This window comes from Leptolyngbya sp. UWPOB_LEPTO1 (assembly GCF_017302695.1).
Taxonomy (GTDB): domain Bacteria; phylum Cyanobacteriota; class Cyanobacteriia; order Leptolyngbyales; family Leptolyngbyaceae; genus Leptolyngbya; species Leptolyngbya boryana.
Map to the genome: position 1 here is coordinate 1 of NZ_JAFLCJ010000016.1, position 21604 is coordinate 21604.

General features: G+C 46.7%; 18 protein-coding genes. 11 read left to right on the forward strand and 7 right to left on the reverse strand.

The window, feature by feature from the left end; all coding sequences use genetic code 11:
- The first annotated feature begins 34 nt into the window (after window positions 1–34).
- On the forward strand, window positions 35–895 hold the full coding sequence (locus J0L70_RS21795) for an RNA-guided endonuclease InsQ/TnpB family protein (protein ID WP_287455838.1): 861 nt from the start codon (window positions 35–37) through the stop codon (window positions 893–895).
- A 37-nt stretch (window positions 896–932) separates the two neighbouring features.
- Here the strand turns inward: J0L70_RS21795 and J0L70_RS21800 are convergent, their stop codons facing one another.
- Complete coding sequence (locus J0L70_RS21800) at window positions 933–1823, reverse strand: SDH family Clp fold serine proteinase (protein ID WP_190652665.1); 891 nt, start codon at window positions 1821–1823, stop codon at window positions 933–935.
- A 90-nt stretch (window positions 1824–1913) separates the two neighbouring features.
- Entirely contained in the window at window positions 1914–2546 is a 633-nt protein-coding gene (gene lexA, locus J0L70_RS21805) for a transcriptional repressor LexA (protein ID WP_017289202.1), read from the reverse strand.
- Window positions 2547–2661: 115 nt separating this feature from the next.
- Here lexA and mnmG point away from each other — a divergent pair, with 115 nt between their 5' ends.
- Complete coding sequence (gene mnmG, locus J0L70_RS21810; RefSeq protein WP_287455839.1) at window positions 2662–4566, forward strand: tRNA uridine-5-carboxymethylaminomethyl(34) synthesis enzyme MnmG; 1905 nt, start codon at window positions 2662–2664, stop codon at window positions 4564–4566.
- Here mnmG and J0L70_RS21815 read toward each other — a convergent pair.
- Together J0L70_RS21815 and J0L70_RS21820 are read right to left on the reverse strand one after the other, a co-directional pair.
- Window positions 4508–5248 carry a DUF8692 domain-containing protein gene (locus J0L70_RS21815; RefSeq protein WP_287455840.1) on the reverse strand — a complete coding sequence of 247 codons (741 nt, stop codon included), beginning with the start codon at window positions 5246–5248 and terminating at the stop codon, window positions 4508–4510. The two genes, mnmG and J0L70_RS21815, sit on opposite strands and share 59 nt — an antisense overlap.
- Before the next feature lie 277 nt (window positions 5249–5525).
- Window positions 5526–6017 carry a L,D-transpeptidase gene (locus J0L70_RS21820; protein ID WP_017289205.1) on the reverse strand — a complete coding sequence of 164 codons (492 nt, stop codon included), beginning with the start codon at window positions 6015–6017 and terminating at the stop codon, window positions 5526–5528.
- 401 nt (window positions 6018–6418) lie between these two features.
- On the opposite strand from J0L70_RS21820, the gene J0L70_RS21825 reads away from it, so the two are divergent.
- The 5 genes from J0L70_RS21825 to hpsJ-A all read left to right on the forward strand — a co-directional run bounded on the left by J0L70_RS21825 (window position 6419) and on the right by hpsJ-A (window position 10931).
- Window positions 6419–7543 carry a hypothetical protein gene (locus J0L70_RS21825; RefSeq protein WP_287455841.1) on the forward strand — a complete coding sequence of 375 codons (1125 nt, stop codon included), beginning with the start codon at window positions 6419–6421 and terminating at the stop codon, window positions 7541–7543.
- A 16-nt stretch (window positions 7544–7559) separates the two neighbouring features.
- Window positions 7560–8549 carry a hypothetical protein gene (locus tag J0L70_RS21830; RefSeq protein ID WP_287455842.1) on the forward strand — a complete coding sequence of 330 codons (990 nt, stop codon included), beginning with the start codon at window positions 7560–7562 and terminating at the stop codon, window positions 8547–8549.
- A gap of 96 nt (window positions 8550–8645) precedes the next feature.
- The gene (gene crtA, locus J0L70_RS21835; protein WP_287455843.1) at window positions 8646–9545 is read left to right on the forward strand and encodes a cyanoexosortase A; all 900 of its coding nucleotides are present in this window, start codon (window positions 8646–8648) and stop codon (window positions 9543–9545) included.
- Window positions 9546–9551: 6 nt separating this feature from the next.
- On the forward strand, window positions 9552–10205 hold the full coding sequence (locus J0L70_RS21840) for a cyanoexosortase A system-associated protein (RefSeq protein ID WP_287455844.1): 654 nt from the start codon (window positions 9552–9554) through the stop codon (window positions 10203–10205).
- A gap of 15 nt (window positions 10206–10220) precedes the next feature.
- Window positions 10221–10931 carry an HpsJ-like protein, cyanoexosortase A-associated gene (gene hpsJ-A / locus J0L70_RS21845; protein ID WP_287455845.1) on the forward strand — a complete coding sequence of 237 codons (711 nt, stop codon included), beginning with the start codon at window positions 10221–10223 and terminating at the stop codon, window positions 10929–10931.
- Between the two features lie 361 nt (window positions 10932–11292).
- On the opposite strand, the gene J0L70_RS21850 is transcribed toward hpsJ-A, so the two are convergent.
- From J0L70_RS21850 to J0L70_RS21860, 3 genes are all read right to left on the reverse strand, one after another.
- On the reverse strand, window positions 11293–12387 hold the full coding sequence (locus J0L70_RS21850; protein WP_287455846.1) for a thioesterase domain-containing protein: 1095 nt from the start codon (window positions 12385–12387) through the stop codon (window positions 11293–11295).
- 114 nt (window positions 12388–12501) lie between these two features.
- The gene (locus tag J0L70_RS21855; RefSeq protein WP_287455847.1) at window positions 12502–13743 is read right to left on the reverse strand and encodes a glycosyltransferase; all 1242 of its coding nucleotides are present in this window, start codon (window positions 13741–13743) and stop codon (window positions 12502–12504) included.
- A gap of 449 nt (window positions 13744–14192) precedes the next feature.
- On the reverse strand, window positions 14193–15314 hold the full coding sequence (locus J0L70_RS21860; RefSeq protein ID WP_287455848.1) for a polysaccharide biosynthesis/export family protein: 1122 nt from the start codon (window positions 15312–15314) through the stop codon (window positions 14193–14195).
- 242 nt (window positions 15315–15556) lie between these two features.
- Here J0L70_RS21860 and J0L70_RS21865 point away from each other — a divergent pair, with 242 nt between their 5' ends.
- The 4 genes from J0L70_RS21865 to J0L70_RS21880 all read left to right on the forward strand — a co-directional run bounded on the left by J0L70_RS21865 (window position 15557) and on the right by J0L70_RS21880 (window position 21602).
- A complete protein-coding gene (locus J0L70_RS21865; RefSeq protein ID WP_287455849.1) occupies window positions 15557–17833 on the forward strand; it encodes a GumC family protein in 2277 nt (758 codons plus the stop codon).
- Between the two features lie 119 nt (window positions 17834–17952).
- Window positions 17953–19335 carry a hypothetical protein gene (locus J0L70_RS21870; protein WP_287455850.1) on the forward strand — a complete coding sequence of 461 codons (1383 nt, stop codon included), beginning with the start codon at window positions 17953–17955 and terminating at the stop codon, window positions 19333–19335.
- 18 nt (window positions 19336–19353) lie between these two features.
- Complete coding sequence (locus J0L70_RS21875; protein WP_287455851.1) at window positions 19354–20529, forward strand: glycosyltransferase family 4 protein; 1176 nt, start codon at window positions 19354–19356, stop codon at window positions 20527–20529.
- Window positions 20530–20546: 17 nt separating this feature from the next.
- The gene (locus J0L70_RS21880) at window positions 20547–21602 is read left to right on the forward strand and encodes a glycosyltransferase (protein WP_017289219.1); all 1056 of its coding nucleotides are present in this window, start codon (window positions 20547–20549) and stop codon (window positions 21600–21602) included.
- Window positions 21603–21604 lie beyond the last annotated feature (2 nt).

Here is a 21604-nt window from a genome sequence, read left to right on the forward strand (position 1 = left end):
CGAATCGCTTGTTGTCTCAGGTAATTTTGGGTAGTTGGATTCAGCAGTCGAGCATCGGGTTTCTTCATGTCTCGATTCTAGCAATTCTCTCCTTACTTCTGCATTCTCTTCGATTGCCAGGTTAATAGGCGGAAATCGTATCAAGATTGGAAGCCGTTTATTTCAGTATTGGAACTCCAGAGAAATAGAGGGAGAAGTCAAAACATTAACCATTAAGCGCACTCCATTAGGAGAGTTATTCATGGTTGTGGTGGTTGATAGCGTTGCTGAACCAGAGACCCAATTCGAGACGGGTAATATCGCTGGATTTGATTTCGGTTTGAAGACGTTCCTCACCTGCTCAGAAGGATTCAAGATTGAATCACCGCTCTTTTTCAAGCAAGGCTTAAATGCGATTCGGAAAGCCTGCAAGCAACTATCGCGCAAGCAGAAAGGATCAAAACAGAGAGAGAAAGCCAGAAAGCATTTGGTGCGACAGTATGAAAAGATTGCCAACCAAAGACGAGACTGGTTTTGGCAACTCGCTCATGAGTTGACGAATCAATTCGACGTTCTCTATTTTGAGACGTTGAACCTCAAAGGGATGCAGCGTCTTTGGGGGCGAAAGATTCAGGATCTTGCGTTGCGTGAATTTCTGAGCATTCTGGAATGGGTAGCTCAGAAGAAAGGAAAACTTGTGGAGTATCGTGACCCGTGGTTTCCTAGCTCCAAAATGTGTTCTAAGTGTGGGCACGTTTTAGAATCGCTGGATTTGAAAACTAGAGAGTGGCGCTGTCCCGAATGCAATACGCTGCATGACCGGGATGAAAGCGCCGCTAAAAATATCAAAATGGGCGAGAAACCGTCCATAGGCTTAGGAGATATCAGACAGGCTCAGCCTGCAATCTCTGCTTGAAGCCTGAATCCCACGTGCTTCTAGCCGTGGGAGTGGTTCAATGGATGTTTGCGCCTTCTGGTAGAGGTCTACCTTTTGGCTCAGGCAATGAAGGTCGCCGCTCATAAGGCAGTGGAATATACTGCACCGAAGGACGACCTCCTTGAGGTTGCGGATACAGTTCCATCAGGTCATAAATCTCTCGACCCAGACCTACACTGATCGGTAATCCCATCTCCGAAGCTTCCTCTACCGTAATCGGATAATCATGAGTCACTTTCCCAGTGGTCAAGGCATCAATCACAGATTCAATCCGGTCTGGCGCAATCTTCTGCTGGGGCACAGAATCTTTGAGTAAGGTTCTGACAAAGCGCTGAACTTGAGCGATCGCTTTTCTCGACAAGTCCGCCATGATCAAGGTCTGATCATCAATTTCAGAAATCGGCTTCTCTTCGACAACTTTGAGAATGCTAGCAGCCGGGAAATTTCCTAACTGCGGATCGACAGGCCCTAATACTGCATTCGCATCCATAACAATCTCATCGGCTGCTAATGCCAACATGGTTCCACCACTCATTGCATAGTGAGGCACATGCACTGTGACTTTGGCAGGATGGCGAATCAACGCTCTTGCAATCTGTTCTGTTGCTAAAACTAATCCACCTGGCGTGTGCAAAATCAAATCAATCGGGACATCTGGTGGAGTTAACCGAATTGCTCTGAGAATTTGTTCGGAATCTTCGATCGTAATGTAGCGCGATAACGGAATTCCTAATAAGCTAATCGATTCTTGGCGATGCACTAGCAAGATCACTCGACTGTTGTGTTTCTGCTCAATCTGCTTCAGGGTGCGATATCGCTTTGTCTCAATCTGTTTGCGCTGCCAGAGCGGTTGCAAGGAGGAAAAAATAAAGAATATCCAAATCAGATCAAAGAAACTGAAAGTCATAGAAGTTAAGCCTAAGTGCAATGATTTAAGTGCAATACAGCCCTATTCTTTCAGTTCTGCCTTTTGTAAATCTCTGCCTGGAGAGCGAAACTAGACTAATCCTCGGACTAAGCCTACAAAGATTCCCTCGATCGCAACATCTTCCGCACGTTTCTCAATGACTGGATAGCTCGGATTCGCAGGTTGCAGAATGATCTGATCTCCACTCCAAAAGAGATGCTTCAACGTCGTTTGCGTTTCAAACCGAGCCGCAACAATCTCACCGTTTTGAATCGACTTCGGCTCAGATGTCTTTCGCAGAATCACAACATCGCCATCCGCGATCGCGGCTCCAATCATGCTATCTCCCTTCACCCGTAGGGCAAAATACTCTTGCATCTGCGTGCGTCTTTTTCCCACAAAATGCGGCAAGGTGGAAATATCAACAAACTCGTCAATTTCTGAATCTGGAAAGGTTTCGACTAACCCCCCGGCTGCAATCACCCCGAGAATCGGAATCGTCCGCGATCGCGGCTTACAAATCACGAGCGACTTTACCGATCCTTCTTTCCAAGCAACATAGCCCGCTGCTCTCAAATCTGTTAAATGAAATCGAATCGTATCTTTTGATTTGTAGCCCAAAGCGGCTGCCATCTCACCATAAGATGGCACAGCATGATAGCGATCGATGTAATCTTCAAGCCAATCTAACAGCTTTTGTTTTGGGGGAGATAGCTCAAGCATGACGATTCGGGCAGCATTTTGTTTCAAGTTTAGATTCTTCTAACATTCCCGGTATCCTGCTTGAGTTCCAGGTATAGCCCTAAAATAGAAGACGCACCGCTATGTCTTGTGACTTATGAACGCGCCTGTGGATTTTCTGGATGCTTATGATGTGATTGTCGTTGGAGCCGGACATGCTGGCTGTGAAGCGGCATTGGCAGCGGCGCGCTTAGGGTGTCGTACCTTGCTGCTGACGCTCAATCTGGACAAAATCGCGTGGCAACCTTGTAATCCAGCCGTGGGAGGCCCAGCAAAATCTCAGCTTGTTCACGAAGCAGATGCTTTGGGGGGCGAGATTGGGAAAATGGCGGATCGGACTTATTTGCAAAAGCGGATTTTGAATTCGTCGCGTGGCCCAGCAGTGTGGGCATTGCGGGCGCAGACAGATAAGCGCGAATATGCTCAGGTAATGAAGACGATCGTCGAAAATCAAGAGAATTTGACCATTCGCGAAGGCATGGCGACTGATTTGGTGCTGAATGCGAATGATGAAGTGATTGGAGTCGAAACGTACTTTGGTGTAGCTTTTGAGTGCAAGGCAGTTGTCCTGACGACAGGAACGTTTCTGGGTGGGAAAATCTGGGTCGGCAATAAGTCGATGGATGCAGGTCGCGCTGGAGAATTTGCCGCGATCGGCTTAACCGAAACGCTGAATCGATTCGGATTTGAAACCGGACGACTGAAGACGGGGACTCCGGCGAGGGTCGATCGTCGATCGGTGAATTTTGACTTGCTCGAACCGCAACCGAGCGATCCGGATGTGCGTTGGTTTAGCTTTGATCCAGAAGTATGGGTCGAGCGTGAAACGATGGATTGTCATTTAACGCGCACGACTGCTGAGACGCATCGGATCATTCGGGAGAATTTGCATCTCTCGCCGGTGTATGGCGGTTGGGTCGATGCGAAAGGACCGCGTTACTGTCCGAGTATCGAAGACAAGATTGTGCGTTTTGCAGATAAAGAAAGCCATCAGATCTTCATCGAACCTGAAGGGCGAGACATTCCAGAATTGTATATTCAAGGCTTTTCGACCGGATTGCCTGAAAAAATTCAACTACAAATGTTGCGATCGCTGCCGGGTCTAGAAAACTGTGCAATGCTGCGTCCTGCTTATGCAGTTGAATATGACTATCTTCCTGCGACACAGTGCTATCCGACGCTGATGACTAAAAAAATCAACGGATTGTTCTGTGCAGGGCAAATCAATGGCACAACAGGCTATGAAGAAGCAGCAGCCCAAGGTTTAGTTGCCGGAATTAACGCGGCTCGATTGTGTCAGGGGCAAGAAATGGTCATTTTCCCGCGTGAGCAGAGCTACATTGGTACATTGATCGATGATCTGTGTACGAAAGATTTGCGTGAGCCGTATCGGATGTTGACTTCTCGATCGGAGTATCGCTTAATTCTGCGCTCAGACAATGCTGATCAGCGCTTAACGCCTTTAGGACGTGAGATCGGATTGATTGACGATCGACGTTGGGCATTGTTCACGCAAAAGCAAGAAAACATTGCTGCCGAGAAAGAACGACTGCATGAAACTCGCATTAAGGAACTCGATGAAGTTGGTAAAGCGATCGCCCAAGGCACGCAGCAAGCCATCAAAGGATCAATTACCTTAGCTGAACTGCTTCGTCGGTCTGGATTTCACTATGCGGATTTAGAGCAGTACGGCTTAGGTAATCTTGAGCTAAATCGTTTTGAGAAAGAAGGAGCCGAGATTGATATCAAATACTCCGGCTACATTCAGCGCCAACAGCATCAGATCGATCAAGTGAGTAAACAAGAGAATCGCAAGTTGCCGGAAACCTTGAACTATCATGAGATCGATACGCTTTCAAAAGAGGCAAGAGAAAAGCTCTCGAAAGTGCGTCCTTTAACAATCGGGCAAGCGAGCAGAATTGGCGGAGTCAATCCTGCTGATATCAACGCTTTACTGATCTATCTTGAGATTCAAGCTCGACGACTCGCGGAGGCAGTGTAGCGACTGAGGTGAGATTGAGATTGTGCTGCTGTACTTGTTCGGGCAGCATAAAAATAAACGCGGTCATTGCACTCATGACTAGCATCTCACCTCCGTCCTCTAGCAGTCCAATCATCTTATTGAACTGATCCGGGGTAACGATATGGATAGTATCTGCCACAATTCCGAATACGACCAGCGCCAAGAGACTTTTAATTAAGACTTTCGAGCTTTTTCTAAACACCTGATCTCCCATCCGATACGCAAACCCTATGCCTGCTAGCAAGCATAGCCCGATCACGCCGGATACTAGGATCTCTCCATAATCTGCACTCCGTAGACCAAACAGGGTGGTAAATCCTAGCTGATTCCCGACATATAGCCCTAGATTTTCATGAATGCTGAGTGAATCATCGAGTAATAGATACAAAAATAGAAACATCCAGCTTAGATAGGTTAGTACCCGCTTTCTCAATGCGATAAAGCCGAGTATCAGCACACACCAAAATTCCTTTGTATATTGGAAAAATTCTGGCATTCCGCGATCGCGCTCAACAGAATAGAAATGCACATCAGAAGTCGGACTCCATTGCCGCGAACTATAAATAAAGACCAAAAAGTGTAGCAAGATGAACCCAAGATCGGTCAGGACTAGAAGATAGAACAATTTGTTCGCCCAATTTGGCGTTCTCAATCTTGTCATGCCTGTCTTCCTCACAGTTTAATATTTCTGACGCAATACACCCGGATTAAATGCTGAATACACTCATGTCATGTAGGAAGACAGTTGCTAGTCTTCAGCTACGGTGCCTTGTGTTCAGAGATGCAAACCCATCCGATGCAGAGATTGTACAAGAAGTTAAAAAAAGGTTAATAAAAGATTAAGAAAACCTCTCCTAAGACATAGAAAATCACTCTTGCTGTGAAAGTGTCCTGACTTAAGACATACGAAGCAAGAGTGATTCTAGACTCGTAAATGATTAATGAACAATGACAGGTGTTCCAACCTCTGCCCAGTAAAATAGCCATCTCGCGTGATCGACTGCAACATTCACACAGCCATGACTGACAGGGGTTCCAAAGTTGTGATGCCAGTAAGCGCCATGAATCGCATAACCGCGATAATAGTACATCGTATACGGGACATCTGGAGTGTCATAATCCTCTCCCTGCATGCGTGCAAACCGATGCTGAGATTGAATTTTAAACACGCCTTTCACAGTTGGAGTACTTGGTTTCCCGGTCGAAACAATCACGGCATAAACTTGTTTTTTTCCTTCCCAGGCATATACACGTTGCCGTGCAAGATCGACTTCAATCCAGCGCTGATTGCTTTTTTTGTAAGTTGAAATTGCTTGCGCGATCGTATCTGTCTGAGCATAGACAGGCATCGAGACGGGGAGAGGCGCAACAACTAAAGTCCCGATGAGTAGCGCGATCGATAAAAAAGAATGAATTTGTGTTTTCATCATTGCCAACCCAGAAATCGATGGGATGACAAGCGTAGATAGAGCAAAGTAGCGAAGTCTGAAGATGCAACCTGAAATGAGAGCAGTCTATCTAAAAGCTTGTAAATTTAACTACAAAATCATGACCTCAATTCCAGAAAGCTAGATGAACTCACTGAATCAACCCTTTCAGTAAGAGCACTCACCTTTTGCAGATTTTTACAAAAAAGATACACAAATTTACGGAGTATACGTAGAGAGACTCTCTATAGACTGTCGGTGCGGATCTCCTTGATTCTTTCTCAGTCAGATAAAGACGAAAGCCCCAGTTTATGAAAATCTCCTACTCAAGTCCATGCCCTCCGATATCAATCCTCTGGATTCGATGTTTCGCATTCGGTTTCATCCTTGCTGGATTTGGGGGGATGAGCTTCGCGGCAAAAGCTACCTCAGATAGCAAAGCTACTCTCGACCTCAAAGCAAAAGTCATTGTCAAATCGGACAATCTCAAATCGGACGATCGCCAAGCTGAAAAGCCCGATTTAGAACATCCTAGGGATGCGTCTTGGCTTAAATCTACTCCTAAGGCTGAAGCAAGTGAAATTGAGTTTTCTAAGCGCGAAACGCCAATTTCTAAGCCTGAAAAACCGATCTCTAAACCCGCAATGCCGATCTCTAAGCCCGAAACGACGCGCTTAGCAGGTGTCACTAAAGAAAATTTTCTCAAAACTCAAGCTCAGGCTAGCGCTCGCCAATTACTTGCAGAGTCTTCAACTTCAGAAAGCTTGATCGCTCAAGCCAGCGAAAATACAGAGAGCTTACGTCAGCGCTTAACGATTGAACCCTTGACCGAACTGCGGATTCCTGCCTATTCTCCCGGTTCAACTGTTGGTGTTCCCAGTGCTTTTGGCGCAAACTTTGGGGATGCATTCATTGGACTCGCATTTTCTAACCGCAGACCGAGAATCAACGAATCGGATGGTGCGCTGAGCGCTGGATTTGGATTAGGCGACTCTGAGCGTGCCCTCGGTTTAGAAGTTAATGCGAACATTGGCAGTTTGCGACGCTTCGGACGAAATGGCGATATCGGGCTAAAACTCCATCGTGCGCTCCCTGGAAAAGCCGCGATCGCAATCGGTTTAGATGAAGGCATCGTTTGGGGTGAAGCGAATCGGGATACCGTCTCGACCTTTTATGGTGTTGCAAGTAAAATCTTCGATTTGCGTCCTACCGATCAAGTCAACTCTTTACCTTTGACATTAACCTTGGGTGTCGGCGGTGGACGATTCCGCAGCTTTGAGAACATTGAAAATCGCCGAGGAGGAGTGGGAGTCTTTGCAAGTGCTGGACTGCGGGTTGTGCCACAGGCATCCGCGATCGCAAGTTGGACAGGACAAGATCTCAATTTGGGTGTTTCCTATGTGCCCCTGAAGACAACTCCGCTGTTCTTGACCTTTGTTGTCGGCAATGTTTTGGGGCGCAACGATAACAATACCTTGTTCTCCTTCGGGATTGGTTACGGTTTCAACTACGCAGGCTATCGGTACTAAATTTTAGTGAATTCTTATGCATCAAACCTTAGTTTCTTGGAAGCGCACGCTGGCACTGGGCGCAGTTTTTACTTTCGCGATCGTATCACCCAGTCTTGCTCACACTCCCCCTGGATCGAATGGGCTGACACCTGGGTCTGGGATTGTGCCTCCGAACCCGTCACCTCAGTTTACTCAAGAGATCATTAGCATCTTGCAGGCGCTCAGATCGGGTAATCCAACTCAACAAACGATCGCGAATATTCTGGTTTCAACGGGTCGCTTGTATCGGTATAACGAAACGATCGGAGAACTCAGAACCGTGATTTCTCAGTCCGCAGTTCCGCCGAATGAGCCAGGAGTTGAGCAAGATGCTCCGGGATTTGTGCGCTTCAACCTAGAGGGTGAAAGCAGTATACCGAGCCAGATTGCAACTCGGTTTACTCGCTATGTGGATACCTTGGGCAATCAGAATGGTCGCTTTAGAATCTTTGGCAACGATCGTCAAGGTGTGGCGCGCGATCTTCGAGTTGAGATCCTATCAAAATCAGAGCGTCAGGTTGAGTTGCGATTTACATCGACCTCTCCTGCTCTGAAAGATGCTATAGGGAAGCAGATGACTGAAACGATTCTTGCTCCAAATTCTAAAGTAGCAGCGGTACTAGCAGGTGTGCTTGCTGCACTGGATATTGCGAATGCGTCTCCATTGACGTTGCAAGCTGCGAAAAGTATGGTACTGTCACTTGGGAATACGAGTTTAACGTCGGCTGAGATTTTGCAACTGTCTCAGGGGTTGGCGGAAATGCTGATCGCAAGTGAAGCCGTATTTGGAGGCTGTGGCGAGGCGAGTGCTTTAGCTTGTACAGGATTCAATATGAATGCGCTGAGAACAGGAATTCAGGCTTACAACAAAGTGGTGAATGAAACGAGTGGCACTGCGCTTTTGGCTCTATCGCAGAATCCTGAGTTTCAAACCCTTGGCGATATCCTGCGTCGAGTTCGAGCGACCTTGGCGACTGGTGGTTAAACCTGAGCGATCGTGAATTCAATGCTCTCGGATCTTTGCTTGGCAACTGCCATTCGCAAATCCTAGCAGTTTGCCTCTACCTCTTTAATCCTGCTCATGTATTTCCTGCGCTATCGGTTGAAACTCATTCAGATACTCAGCGATGTGAAGGCTGAGTTTGCTGGAGTCGCGATCGCATTAATCAGCCTCCATCTGCTGATGTATTGGCGATTTACGGGCAATTTGAACTATGTTTCGATCGAACTGATCGGCTGGTCTGCGGTGTTCTATCGGCTTTGGCAACGCCGCGATCTCATTGTTTTGAGACGGGAAAGGGGGGCGCAGCTGTTCGGGTGGTTCTTAATCGCACTTTTACTTGTGCGCGGATGGAATCTGACCAGCGCGAGTGGTAGTATTCTTGGCTTGAATTCGCTGCTGATTGGGATTGCAATGGCTGCGATCGCAGTAGGATTTCAGCAATTCAAGCACTATCAACGCGAGTTTTGGATGGTTGCAATGATCGCGTTGCCGTTAGAGCAAGCGTTGACTCTGGTTGATCGCCTCATCAACTCTAGCCTGCTCACGGCAAAGTATTCTTTTACGCTGATGTGGTATTGCGGATTTCTAGTCGAGCGCCAGGGAACCTTACTCTCGTTGCCAACGGGAACGGTGAATGTCTATCCAGGGTGTTCAGGCTTAGAAGCAATTCTGGTTTCGTTGAAAGTGGCATTCTTTTTTTTAATGGTTTATCCCACTCGTCACAGAGAAAAGTTTTGGGTTCTGGCGATCGCGATTCTTTCTGCATTCATTGTGAATGGGTTCCGAATCATGCTGTTAGCACATTTAGTTGCAAGTCACAATACAGCAGGATTTGATTACTGGCATGGCAGTCAAGGTGCGCAGTTCTTTTCGATGATTTCGATGTTCATCTTTAGTGGTTACTGTCAGTCTCTAATCGAGCAGCCAAAGCCAGAAATTTCTCACTCAGAGAAGTCTCTAGAGCATTCATCTCGCTAATCTTCTATGATTTTCTCTCTTGTGCCATTCAGGCTAACTCTCTTCAGCATTGTTCTAGTTGCTGGCAGAATTGCGATTGATCCGAATCTTGGTCAAGATTCAGTGTTTGAGTTTCCCAATCAAGTACAACTCGATCAAGCTCAATTTGTTGCAGGACAGGCGATTGAAACGAAAAGCTTGCTTAGAGATTGGGGAGACATCAAAGGCTATGAATATACTTATCAACAAGACAATCAGGCATTCAAAGTAAAAATTTACTACCTGCCAGAATCAGATGGAGATATGGCGAGCTATCGATCTGCCTATGGGATTGATTCTCAAAAAGCTGTTGTGAAATCTCAGCAGCAGCAAGGACAGACTGGTTTTTACGATCGATTTGAGCATGAACAGACTGCTTATCTCAGTTCTTGTATCAATCCTCGCGGTTCGAGTACCGTGACGCACGCGCAATTTTTCGCGAATCGCAACACGTACGATCTGAAGCTCGATCGAGCTATCCCGGTAATTTTAGGCACAGAAGATTTGCGTGATTCCCGATGTTTGTGGGTTACAATTTCAGCACCCATTGCGAATCAGTCGGTGGATGCCGTTCATCAGCAATTAGTCGCAGTTTGGCAAGAGATTTATGCTTGGTGGTCGCCAAGATTTCCAAAACGTTAGCAAAGTAGAGTGATTATGCAGTTTGAGTCGTCTTCTGCCGGAAAGGCGATCGCAGGTTTGCGAATCGTAGGCTATGGAATTTTAGTCTTATGTGTGTTCGATCTCGTCGATTTGTTATATCCGTTTCAAGTGTTTAACTCGGATTGGGAGTTCAATACGGTTGGAAATTTGGTCGAGCGAGTTGGCTTTCCGCTAGTTGGGTTCGGATTGATCTTTCTGGGTGAGGAAACGAGTCGCCACAAGGTCGAGCGGTTTGCGCTGAAGCCCTTGTCGTGGGCGCTTTTAATTTATGCGATCGCTTACTTGCTTCTAGTTCCGCTCACAGTTAGCTCAGGCTGGCGAATTTACAATCAGAACAACGCCAAGCTGGTGAATCAACTTGCACAACAGCGCGATCGAACTAAAGCGGCTCAAGAACAATTAGGCAAGTTGTCAGATGAACAAGTCAAAGCGTTAGTTCAGCGATCGGCGATTGGCTCCGTAGAGAACTTTAATGTTCCTCAGTTTCGCAAGCAGCAGCTAGAAGGCGTGGAAGCGCAAGCTCAGCAGGTAGAAGCTCAACTCAAAGCAACCGTCGCCCAACAGACGCAGAATCTGGTCAAGAAGGGCACGAAATGGGCATTGGGTGCTGCTGTTGCGGGGGTTGCGTTTTTGTATCTCTGGTCTTTATCGAGTTGGGCGCGTGAGAAGAAAATCAAAGCTCGACCGCTGGCAATGTCGCGGTAGTCGCTCTCTTGCTGTCATGATGTTTGATCTGAGCATCGAGAATTGCAAACAGTTGATGTAATTGCCGCTGTGGATCGCATAGTTTAATTGCCCGCGTCACGCCAGCTTTTGCTCAGCGATCGCGGGCTTCAGGCTGCATGATCAATGGTTCTATCGAGCAGCCCAAACTGTCCCAGGCTTACGAATGATCAAGTGAGAATTCGGTTACTAGTCTGCCAGGAAAGCAAAGTGCAACCTTGTACTATGTTTAGGGCATGACAGCTTGAGTCTTGGCTAATGTCGCTAAAAACGGTTCAATCCCACCATAGAGTTCTCCAGCATACAGATGTAGCACTCGCATCACACGGTATCTCCTCGGTAGCTAAACTTTAGTGTGAACAGGATGACTTAAGCTCTGCTTCAGAATTTGAGCCAAGTGTTGCACATATGGCTCCGCCAGCATTGCTCCATGATCCCCAGGCATTTCATGAACCTCTAACCCTCCTAAAGCAATACTTTTCCAAAGTATTTCCGGTGTTTCTCGCGAACGCAAAACCCCACTCTCGCGCTCTTGAGCCTGGAAGAGTAAGACTTTACCCGGATAAGGTTTTGGCAAATACGGCTCGAAAAAATGAGATTCTCCAAGTGGATATGCTTGATACGCTTTATAAGCTCCTTCAGGAGAAGGCTGGACACGAGGAAACAATGCTGCGCGAGTTCTGCGGATGATTTCACTCAGTTCAAGCTCCGAGAGCTTAGTGATCGTCTGCTTGAACGAATTCCATCTCAAGCGCTTGCTGAGAAAAGTATCAAAAACAATCAGCGAACCGACTGACTGCCCAGACGCGATTAGCTGCTGCGCCATCTCCAGCGCAATTCTGCCGCCCAAAGAAAAGCCCATCAAAAAGTAAGGTCCTTGAGGCTGTAGCGATCGCATTTCTTGGATGTAATGACCTGCTAAGGCTTCGATCTGACGGGGTAAATCTGGAACATGCTCGATCGACTCTTGAGCAATCCCGTAGCGCAGTCCGTAGACAGGCTGATCAGATCCTAAATGCTGACACAGACTGCGATATTCCAGCACATGGATACCAAACAAAATGGGCTTAGAACCCTTGGTTTGCAGCGGAGCAAGGGAATACCACGCAGAAGGGCTACACGCTTTGATCTTCTGTGCAAGTTGCTGAATTGTGGGGGCTTCAAAAATACTGGCAAGGCTCAAGTCTCGGTCAAACAGTTCTTCGAGTTCTTCGAGTACATCGATTGCCAGCATTGAGGTTCCACCCAAATCGAAGAAATTGTCGTGAATCTGAATCTGCTCGACTGATAGTGCCTGTTTCCAAATTTGGGCAATGTCCTGTTCGATCTGATCAATCGAAGAGTGACCTGCTCGATCTGCATCAATCTGATACAGAAAGTCCTGATTTTGATCCCAATTTGGCTGTTGAGAAAGTAACTGTTCAGCAAGACTAGACATGGTTCCCCTCATCCAACAATTTTATATGTAACGCTATTTCTGCGAAGGATGCACCTCTGAAAATCAAAATAATATAGCCTTCTTTGAGCTAAGCTATCTGTCTGAAATTGCAACTTATACGAATGCTGTTTCCTTGCGATTGATCGCTCGCTCATAAATTCTCAAGCTCTCTTGTGCCATCAGATCTTGATCAAATTGCAGCGATCGCGTGCGACTTGCGATCGACAATTTTCCCCGTAACTGAGGCTCTCTTAACAACCGATTAGCAGCTTCTGCCAATGCCTCTGCATCATTCATCGGAACCGTTAATCCTTCAATTCCACCTCGGCTCACCCAAGTGACTCCACTCTTTGGAATTGCAGTATTAATTACCGGACACCCACTTGCCATCGCTTCTACTTGCACTAACCCAAATGCTTCACTACGCGCATTCGACGGAAACCATAAAGCAGTCGATGCCCGATACGCTCCAACCAGTTCATCTTGAGTAAGCTGCTGCTTAAATACCACGCGATCGCCCACACCAATGTCCATTGCCTGACGCTGCAAGGCGTCTGCTAACTCGCCTTTCCCAACAATCATTAAGGTTCCAGGAACGTCGCGTAAAGCGGCAATTGCGACATGCAAGGCTTTGTAATAAACTAAGCGCCCCACACATAGCCAAATTGGACCTGAATGCATTGCCCTTAATCGTCTCTCGTAAGCGATCGCGGCTGGAGTCGGCTGGCGATAAATGGATAAATCAATCCCAAAGGGAAGAACTTCAACGCGATCGCGATAGGGACGTAGAAAATCTGATCCTGCTAGATAATTTGGGCTACCAATCAAAACTCGCGCCGCCCGATGGTAAATATGCTTGAGCATCGGATTGACAACATGCTTGAGTACGCGCTGTTTCACAATATCGCTATGGTGCGTCACAACCAGCGGAATCGTTGAATTTGCTAATGCCCAATGCATTCCCATTGCGGGATTCGGCGTATGTAGATGAGCAATATCATAGGCAGCCCTGCGTCTATCAAAATATTGAGAGAAAGTTGTAAAAACATCAACGCGTGCAACATTCAACAGTCGTCCTAGTCGAATCACGCGTACATTACCGTCGAGTTCTTCAATCGTGTAAGTTTGCTGAGCTTCTCGACCTTCGCGATCGCAAGTGTTCACGCACAAAACATCAACCTTCGCCCCTAGTGCAGCTTGCGAAGTGGCGATAGCACGCACATGCGTTTCAATCCCACCGGGTTGAGGTGGATAGTACTTTGATAGATGACAAATTCGCAGCGGGGGATGCGGATTCCGTACAGATCTACTAACACTGGGGGCTTCAATGTGATTTGAGATTTGAATGTACGACATGATTACAATACAGGTGTGACAAGATCAATAAGAAATCTGAGCAAATTGACAGGTAGAATTCTCCCAGAACAATCATTCGACTAACTCTTAAGGGGCAACCGCAATGATCAGGATGAGTCGCCAAGGCTGGGTTGATAGAAATAGTTGCAAACTTACTAAATCGAATCAATTTTAGTACTTGAATTTTACAGAGTTTCTTTTACTAGAGAGCTACGTAGATGTGCGGGGATTCGTTTAGCTTGTAGAAGAAAAGAGAACGTTTCTAGATAATTTCTTGGTGTAATGATCAATTTGAATTTATTGTGGATGCACCATCAAATCATCGACTATATTGCAATCGCGAAAATCTGGGTTGTATCTGTTGAGCAAAACCGAAACACCAGCGAACTTCAGGATTCGAGAGCAATCCTGAAGTTCATGAGCAGATATTATTGTGGCGAACGACTAGACTAATTACCTAGCAAGAGTCGTAGCAATCCAAAAGCTCCTGTGACTGGGCTAACAACTGCTCCTAACAGATCAGAAATTTTTGCTGTACTGCTACGATTCACAATGATCACATCGTTTTGATGAATTGCTGGATTTGAATTCTCATCTAATCCGATCGCAACATCAAACTTAAATTCTCGCCGATTCACTGATCCATCCGGCATCAAACGCACTAATTCAATCTTCGTCTTTTTACCTCGCCCCGGTGCAACACCGCCCGCTGCGAGAATTGCCTGCATCAACGTCGAATTCGGACGTACAGCAACACCCCCGGGTCGAACAACCTCACCAACCACATTCACCTGAATTTGCTCAGGCGAAAAATTGCTCATTGCAATGTTTGTTGCCTCAGTTGGATCAATCTTCTCTGCGATGGGCACATACACTGTATCGCCATCTTGGAGCGGGATATCTTGTGCTAGCTCACCTTCTCTCAGATACTTCCACAAATTCACCTTGATTGTTTCCGGCGTACCATCTGCTGTGGGACGGCGCACTTCAATCTCTTTGACATTTGCCAGTTGAGCAATCCCACCCGCAGTTTGAATTGCTTTAGAAACGGTCGGCCACTGGCTCCCACTCTCAGCCGAGCTTCGCTGGCTCAAACTTGCCTGGTTCACTTCACTCCCAATCGTATTGACGATGTAAGATCCCGGACGATTGACTGCACCAATAATGCCGACTTTCAAAGGGCGGGGCGCAATCAAACTCACCGTAACGACAGGATTCTTGACAAATTTCTGATACCGCTCTTTTAAGCGTTCTGAAGCTTGATTCAGCGTCAATCCCTGAACTGATACACTGCCTACCCACGGTAGATTCAACATACCGTCTAGTAGAATTGTGTAGCGTGGTTCCAGCGTGAGTTCAGGAACATCAAACAGATCGAGCCGCACTAAATCTCCTGCGCCTAACTTGTAGCTACTTCCGATCGCTGACGTAATCTCAGATTTGGGGGTTACGCCTGCTTGCAGGAGCGGCAGCGTTCTAGAGGGTGGCATTGGAGTCTGAGCCAACACAACGATCGGCTGAATCATTGCCATTGACAAGCCTAGACACAAGCGAGTTAAAGCCCTATTCATATTGAAGTTAATGGCAAATGTGACAATTAGAAGAAGGTACAGGCAAACGTTAAGGTAAACGATTCTAGGGAATTTCCACCCTGTAATATCCCTAGATTATCAGTACTGCTCAAAACGTGAGATTCAGTACCATTACGGACTCTGGAATCAAAATGGCGTGAAATACTGGGCGCAACCTGATGGTGTTCTGCACTGCCAGCAGAAAATACGCAAGTAGCATCACGGAATACCCACTTGAGTTCATGAGTACTAATCCTTTATCCAAGCTGTATCAATCTGAGCGAGAGCACGCAACTCCGCTGCACCTTTTTAGCCTAAAAAACACGGAGAGCCGTTCCGAAGTTGATCTCAAGAAGATCTGGGATATTGTCCAGCGAAGAAAGCTCTTTGTCGCAGTCGTTGCTCTGATTCTATTGGGTGCAACTATGGCATGGTCAGTCTCGCGCAAGCCTGTCTATATGAGTACATTCCGGCTATTGATTGAGGCAGATAAAGGCAAAATGCTGGGACAGCAAGCCAGTATGGGGCTGAGTGAACTTACTTCTAGTACGAATTTTACGACTCTAACTCAAGTACTCAAAAGTTCTCAGGTGTTACAGCCTGCTTTCAAAGAACTGCAAAAAGAATATCCGAATCTTAAGTTTGATCAGTTTCTCACATCACTCTCTGTGACTCGCCTCAAAGATACCGAAATTCTTGAAGTCAGCTATCTCGATCACGATCCGAATCAAGGGCTATCTGTGGTTGAGAAGCTGTCGCAGAACTATTTGGATTATGGGGAGCAATTAAGAAGTCGCAATCTTCAACAAGGAATTAAGTTTGTCGAAAAACAGCTTCCTGGACTTTACACCCGAGTCAATCAGATTCAAAGTCAACTCCAAGGGTTTCGAGAATCAAACCAGATTGTGAATCCAGAAGATCGCGCAAAATACTTGATTACTCTCAGTAGTGAGATTGAAACGAATCAAAAGCAAACTCAAGCAAAGCTGGCTGAGTCCAAAGCACTTTACGCAACGTTGCGAAAGCAGGTCGGCAATACTCCTGAAGTTGCGATCGCGGCTTCTGCACTCAGTGAATCGAAAGCGTTTCAAGAACTACGATCGCAACTCCAGCAAGTTGAAACTCAGCTGTCAATGAACGCAGAGCGCCTCACTCCAGATGCTCCTCCGGTGCAAGCATTGATCAAGAAGCGCCAGGGAATTCTCGCTCAAATGGAACGAGAAGCAAGGCAAACTTTGAGTACAACTGGCGTGAAACAAGCTCAAGGCAACCTGAGTGGAACGTTAATTGAACTCAACCGCCAGCTGATTACAGTGAGCAATGAGATCAATGCGCTAGAGGCGAGAGATCGCTCCCTCGTAGCAACGGCTCGGCAGTTGCAAGTGAATTTAAAGGCAATTCCGTCTCTGATTCGTCAAGATGTCGATCTACAGCGAGAACTCAAGGTTGCGAATGATAGCTTGGATCGCTTCCTTGCCAGTCGTGAAACATTGCAAATCGAAGCGGCACAAAATACACAGCCCTGGCAGATTATTTCTGCCCCTTCCCAACGTCCAGCACCGATTTTCCCAAGCATTCCTCAAAGTGCGGCATTAGGCGCTCTCGGCAGCCTGTTTCTCAGTGTTTTAGCAGCACTCCTCGTCGATAAACTCGATGATGTTCTCTATTCTGCGGAAGACCTCAAACAGGATACAAAGATTCCATTGCTAAGCGTCATTCCGTTCTACAAGAACCTGCATGAACCAAGCTTGCCCGCAATGTCTTCGTTACGGAATCTACCGAGTGGAGCTTTGGCTGAAAATGCGGGTAAACCTGCTCAAACGTTCTCGATCGACTTAAGCGAAGATGCTGCTATCTTCCGCGAGGCATTTCGGAGCTTGAATCTCAGCCTTTCAATGACGAATCTGCAAAATCCATTGCATTCGATCGTCGTTGCTTCAGCGCTAGCAAGTGATGGTAAATCAACCGTTGCAATGAATATGGCACTTGCGGCTGCAACGATGGGTCAGCGGGTTTTGCTCGTGGATGCGGATCTGTATCGATCGAAAGTGCATGTCTATGCAAGAGTTCCGAATGAACAAGGCTTAAGCCAGTATCTTACCTCAGATGCTCCGTTAGATACGTTGATCCAACAGTCTGCAATGGAGCAGAATCTATTTGTTTTAACGGCTGGCAAGGCTCAGATGGATGCAAGTCGTCTCTTGTCGTCGAGCAAGATGAAGACGCTCATGGAAGACCTCAAAGAGGAATTTGATTTGATTATCTATGATGCGCCTCCGGTGCTAGGCTTCTCAGATAGCTTGATCTTATCCGGTCAAGTGGATGGAAGTGTTCTGGTTGTTGGGCTTGGCAATACAGGTCGAACGGCTTTAATCGAATCGCTGCGAGGCTTGCAAATGTCGGGTAGCCCAGTCTTAGGTATCGTTGCAAATTGCCTCAAGCCTGGTACGCATTTAGCGCATAAGTATCACGAATACGTCCGCCGTAACTACAACTCGGATTTAGTTGGGACAGTCTAATTGCTCAAGTTGAACCGACAAACATCACATACCGATTCGGATCTGACATGATGACTTATTGCTGTTCTAACAGCTTAGTCCCTGCAGAATGCTCAATATGTTAGGAAGTTCCTAAGCTTATGAATAGTAAAGCTGTGAAACATCAGGAAGAATATTCGCGACTTACGTACTCTCCAGTCGCATCTTCTTCAGTCCGATTTCAGATCCCGAAGTTTTCTTGGTTACACGCTTTTATTGTGAGCCAATTCATCTTCCAAGTCTCACTTCTGATTCCGGCTATTGCAGAGTTCAGAACACTGGTTCGGATTGCCGTATTTGGCTTAAGCTTAGCTTTTTTATGGAGAATTCCGAAGACTGGATTAAAGCATCCGGCTAAACCTTGGGCGATCTCTGTGATGTGCATCATGATGTTGCAGCTCTTTTGGCATCCTTACTTGAGTAGTATTCCAGCCGGAGCTGCTCAATGCCTGATGTACTTAGCGATTCTTGCACCTTTGTTCTGGGTGAGTCGGCTCGATCTCAAAGAGCGTGATTTTCTTTGGCTGGTCTATCTACTCTGGGGATTTCATGTTCTAAGCTCGATCGTCGGAGTGCTACAAGTTTACTATCCCGAGATCTTTCAATTTGCCATTTCTTCAAATATTGAAGAAGGCGCGTTCGGAGGTGAACACTTAAAAATCGTAATCGCCAATGGATTGACACTCTATCGCCCAACCGGGCTAACGGATTTGCCTGGAGGTGCAGCAACCTCTGGATTTTACGCTTTACTCCTGGGTACAGGTATTGCTTTGCAGCAAGGGCATCTGATTTTTCGGCTGCTGGGCGTAATCAGTGTGCCGATCGGTCTATTTTGTATCTATCTTTCGCAAATTCGTTCAATCTTCATTCTCGCGCTTGTCTGCTTAGCTGTGACCGCATTAATTCTATTGCAACTGAAGCGACTCTGGCACCTGACAGCGATGATCGGCGCTGGCATTCTCATTGCGATCGCAACCACAACTTGGGCAATGAGTGTAGGAGGCTCAGTCACCAGTGAACGATTTTTGTCCCTGATTACTGAGCCACCTGATGCAGTACTGTATCAGAACCGAGGTATTTTTCTAGAAGAAACAATCACTAAGATCATCCCACAATACCCGCTGGGCGCAGGCTTAGCGCGATGGGGGATGATGAATAACTATTTTGGGAATCAATTGAATCCATTGACTCAGCCGATCTGGGCAGAAATTCAGTGGACAGGCTGGGTACTCGATGGCGGCATCCCTTTAGTCATTGCTTATTCAGGTGCGCTGATTGCAGCGTGCGTCGCAGTCTGGCGAATTATTAGCGATCGCAGGTCATCTCTGCAGCTTTGGGGCGCGATTATTCTTGCTCACAACATTGGCGCGATCGCTATTACGTTTAACTATGTTCCGTTTATGAGCCAGACCGGAATGGATTTTTGGCTCATCAATTCAGCCCTCTGTGTATCAGCAGCAACGCACATCAAACATGGCAAGTAATCTTTTCCGGAGACAACCATGAAATCTTTTCTGCTCGTTGCCGCCGACTTTGTAAAAACAGGCGGAATGGATCGCGCCAACTATGCTCTGGCCGATTACCTAGCTCGTCAATCGGTTGAAGTTCATCTTGTCGCGCATCGAGTTGACTCCCAGTTACAAAACTATCCAAACGTTTTCTGGCATCGGGTTCCTAAAATTGCAAAGTCTTACTTTTTAGGTGAGTTTCTTCTCAATGCGGCTGGGCAATTCTGGGCAAAGCGCATCACAGCCCAAGGTGGGCGCGTTTTAGTCAATGGTGGAAATTGCCGTTGGAGTGATGTGAACTGGGTACATTATGTTCATGCTGCCTATCAGCCGAACACCCAAGCTAGCTTTGTACAGCGATTGAAGTGTGCGTTGACTCATCCAATTTACTGTCAAGCTGAAAAACGCAACTTGAAAAATGCCCGCATTATTATTGCAAATTCGCATCGAACTGTCTCTGATTTGATTCGGTATAAGCTCGCAACTCCCGCTAAAATTTGCCCAGTTTACTATGGATCTGATTCATCGAAGTTCTACGCTGCCGGTGCTGAAGAAGTAAAATTCCTGCGTCAAAAGCTCAATTTGCCTTTAAATCGTTCGATCGTTATTTTTATCGGTGCATTAGGCGATCGACGAAAAGGCTTTGATGTTCTGTTTCAAGCCTGGCAACAGTTGTGCCAAGACCCAACTTGGGATAGTGATTTGATCGTCGTTGGGCAAGGTGCAGAACTGCCGCGCTGGAGGCAGCGGGTTCGAGATCAGCAATTGAGCGATCGCATTCAGTTTCTCGGCTTTCGCTCTGATGTACCGGATCTATTACGGGCTTCAGATTGCTTGATTGCACCGACACGGTACGAAGCTTATGGATTAGGCGTGCATGAAGCGCTATGCTGCGGAATTCCAGCAATTGTGACTGCAACGGCTGGAGTCGCAGAACGCTATACCCAAGGATTAACAGATTTACTTTTAACCGATGCGAACAATGTTTCACATCTAATTGATAAGTTGTATCATTGGCGAAGTCATCAAAATTACTACCAGCAAATTCTGCATACGCAAGTTATCCCCCAATTGCACCGGGAGACATGGGATCACATGGCAAAGCAGATTGTTGATGCGGTTGAAACTCCGACATCCAGTACGGTTCAGACTCAGTATTCTATGCGATAAAAGCCGAGGACACTTCGATGAAAAAAACGGTAGCCTGCTCTGCTCCTTATGATGTGGGAGGACTGGGACAACACTTCTCATTTATTGTCGAAGAAGCGCGATCGCAGAATCGCTTGATCGAGTACTATACTCCGCGTCCGAAAGCAGAGGATGCCATTGGAAGAACCGTTGAAATCTCAAATCGCCGCAAACTCTTGTTTCGTTGTCCTCCGCTTCGGTTTAGTCCAGGTTGGATTAATTATTACTTTAATGATTGGTTCGATCGCGCTGTTGCTGCCTCACTTCGCCCAGCAGATGAATTTGAGACAGGGTGTGCTGGACAAGCTTTTCATTCTTTTAAACGCGCGCGTCAGCTAGGATATCGCGTTCTCGCACTGCAAGCAGATAACAGTCATATCAACAATGTGGCTCGGCAACATCTCAAAGCAATTCGAGATTTTGGTATTGAAGCAAGTTGGCTGAATGATGCACATCGCCAAAAAATTCTGCAGGCTTATGAGGAAGCAGATATTATTCATGTTGCCTCTAGTTATAGTTATGAGTCGTTTCTCAGAGCAGGCGTGCCAGAATCTAAGTTAAACATCCGACAGTTCTCTGTCCATCCTCGATTTGTGCCCCCTGCTCAACCTTGTAACGACGGAAAGTTTCGGGTTGTCTATTCGGGAACGCTGAGCGTGGCGAAGGGAATTCCTGTGCTGCTCGAAGCCTTTTCTCGCCTTCAAGGGTGTGATACGGAACTGATTTTAATCGGCGGCTCAACGACTCGGGGTATGCGGCTCTATTTAGAAGCCTGGCAAAAACGAGACTGTCGGATTCGGATTGCTCCCGGTGATCCGTTACCCCATTTGCAGCGTGCCAGTGTGTATGTTCATCCTTCGTATGAAGATGGATTTTCCTATGCTCCAATGGAAGCGATCGCGTGTGGCGTGCCAGCTATTGTCACAGAAGACACAGGCATGAAAGAACATATCCAGCCAGGGATCAATGGTTATATTGTGCCAACTGGAGACTGGGAAGCACTGCTCGACCAGCTGAAAAGCTTACAAAAATCTTCGTTACTCTCTCTCATCTAATT

Excerpts from the sequence above, each read along its gene's own strand:
- hpsJ-A (WP_287455845.1), top strand. The coding sequence starts at position 10,221 with ATGCAGTTTGAGTCGTCTTCTGCCGGAAAGGCGATCGCAGGTTTGCGA.
- J0L70_RS21840 (WP_287455844.1), top strand. The coding sequence starts at position 9,552 with ATGATTTTCTCTCTTGTGCCATTCAGGCTAACTCTCTTCAGCATTGTT.
- J0L70_RS21865 (WP_287455849.1), top strand. The coding sequence starts at position 15,557 with ATGAGTACTAATCCTTTATCCAAGCTGTATCAATCTGAGCGAGAGCAC.
- lexA (WP_017289202.1), bottom strand. The coding sequence starts at position 2,546 with ATGCTTGAGCTATCTCCCCCAAAACAAAAGCTGTTAGATTGGCTTGAA.
- J0L70_RS21870 (WP_287455850.1), top strand. The coding sequence starts at position 17,953 with ATGAATAGTAAAGCTGTGAAACATCAGGAAGAATATTCGCGACTTACG.
- J0L70_RS21875 (WP_287455851.1), top strand. The coding sequence starts at position 19,354 with ATGAAATCTTTTCTGCTCGTTGCCGCCGACTTTGTAAAAACAGGCGGA.
- J0L70_RS21825 (WP_287455841.1), top strand. The coding sequence starts at position 6,419 with ATGAGCTTCGCGGCAAAAGCTACCTCAGATAGCAAAGCTACTCTCGAC.
- J0L70_RS21855 (WP_287455847.1), bottom strand. The coding sequence starts at position 13,743 with ATGTCGTACATTCAAATCTCAAATCACATTGAAGCCCCCAGTGTTAGT.
- J0L70_RS21820 (WP_017289205.1), bottom strand. The coding sequence starts at position 6,017 with ATGATGAAAACACAAATTCATTCTTTTTTATCGATCGCGCTACTCATC.
- mnmG (WP_287455839.1), top strand. The coding sequence starts at position 2,662 with ATGAACGCGCCTGTGGATTTTCTGGATGCTTATGATGTGATTGTCGTT.
- J0L70_RS21815 (WP_287455840.1), bottom strand. The coding sequence starts at position 5,248 with ATGACAAGATTGAGAACGCCAAATTGGGCGAACAAATTGTTCTATCTT.
- crtA (WP_287455843.1), top strand. The coding sequence starts at position 8,646 with ATGTATTTCCTGCGCTATCGGTTGAAACTCATTCAGATACTCAGCGAT.
- J0L70_RS21860 (WP_287455848.1), bottom strand. The coding sequence starts at position 15,314 with ATGAATAGGGCTTTAACTCGCTTGTGTCTAGGCTTGTCAATGGCAATG.
- J0L70_RS21850 (WP_287455846.1), bottom strand. The coding sequence starts at position 12,387 with ATGTCTAGTCTTGCTGAACAGTTACTTTCTCAACAGCCAAATTGGGAT.
- J0L70_RS21880 (WP_017289219.1), top strand. The coding sequence starts at position 20,547 with ATGAAAAAAACGGTAGCCTGCTCTGCTCCTTATGATGTGGGAGGACTG.
- J0L70_RS21830 (WP_287455842.1), top strand. The coding sequence starts at position 7,560 with ATGCATCAAACCTTAGTTTCTTGGAAGCGCACGCTGGCACTGGGCGCA.
- J0L70_RS21800 (WP_190652665.1), bottom strand. The coding sequence starts at position 1,823 with ATGACTTTCAGTTTCTTTGATCTGATTTGGATATTCTTTATTTTTTCC.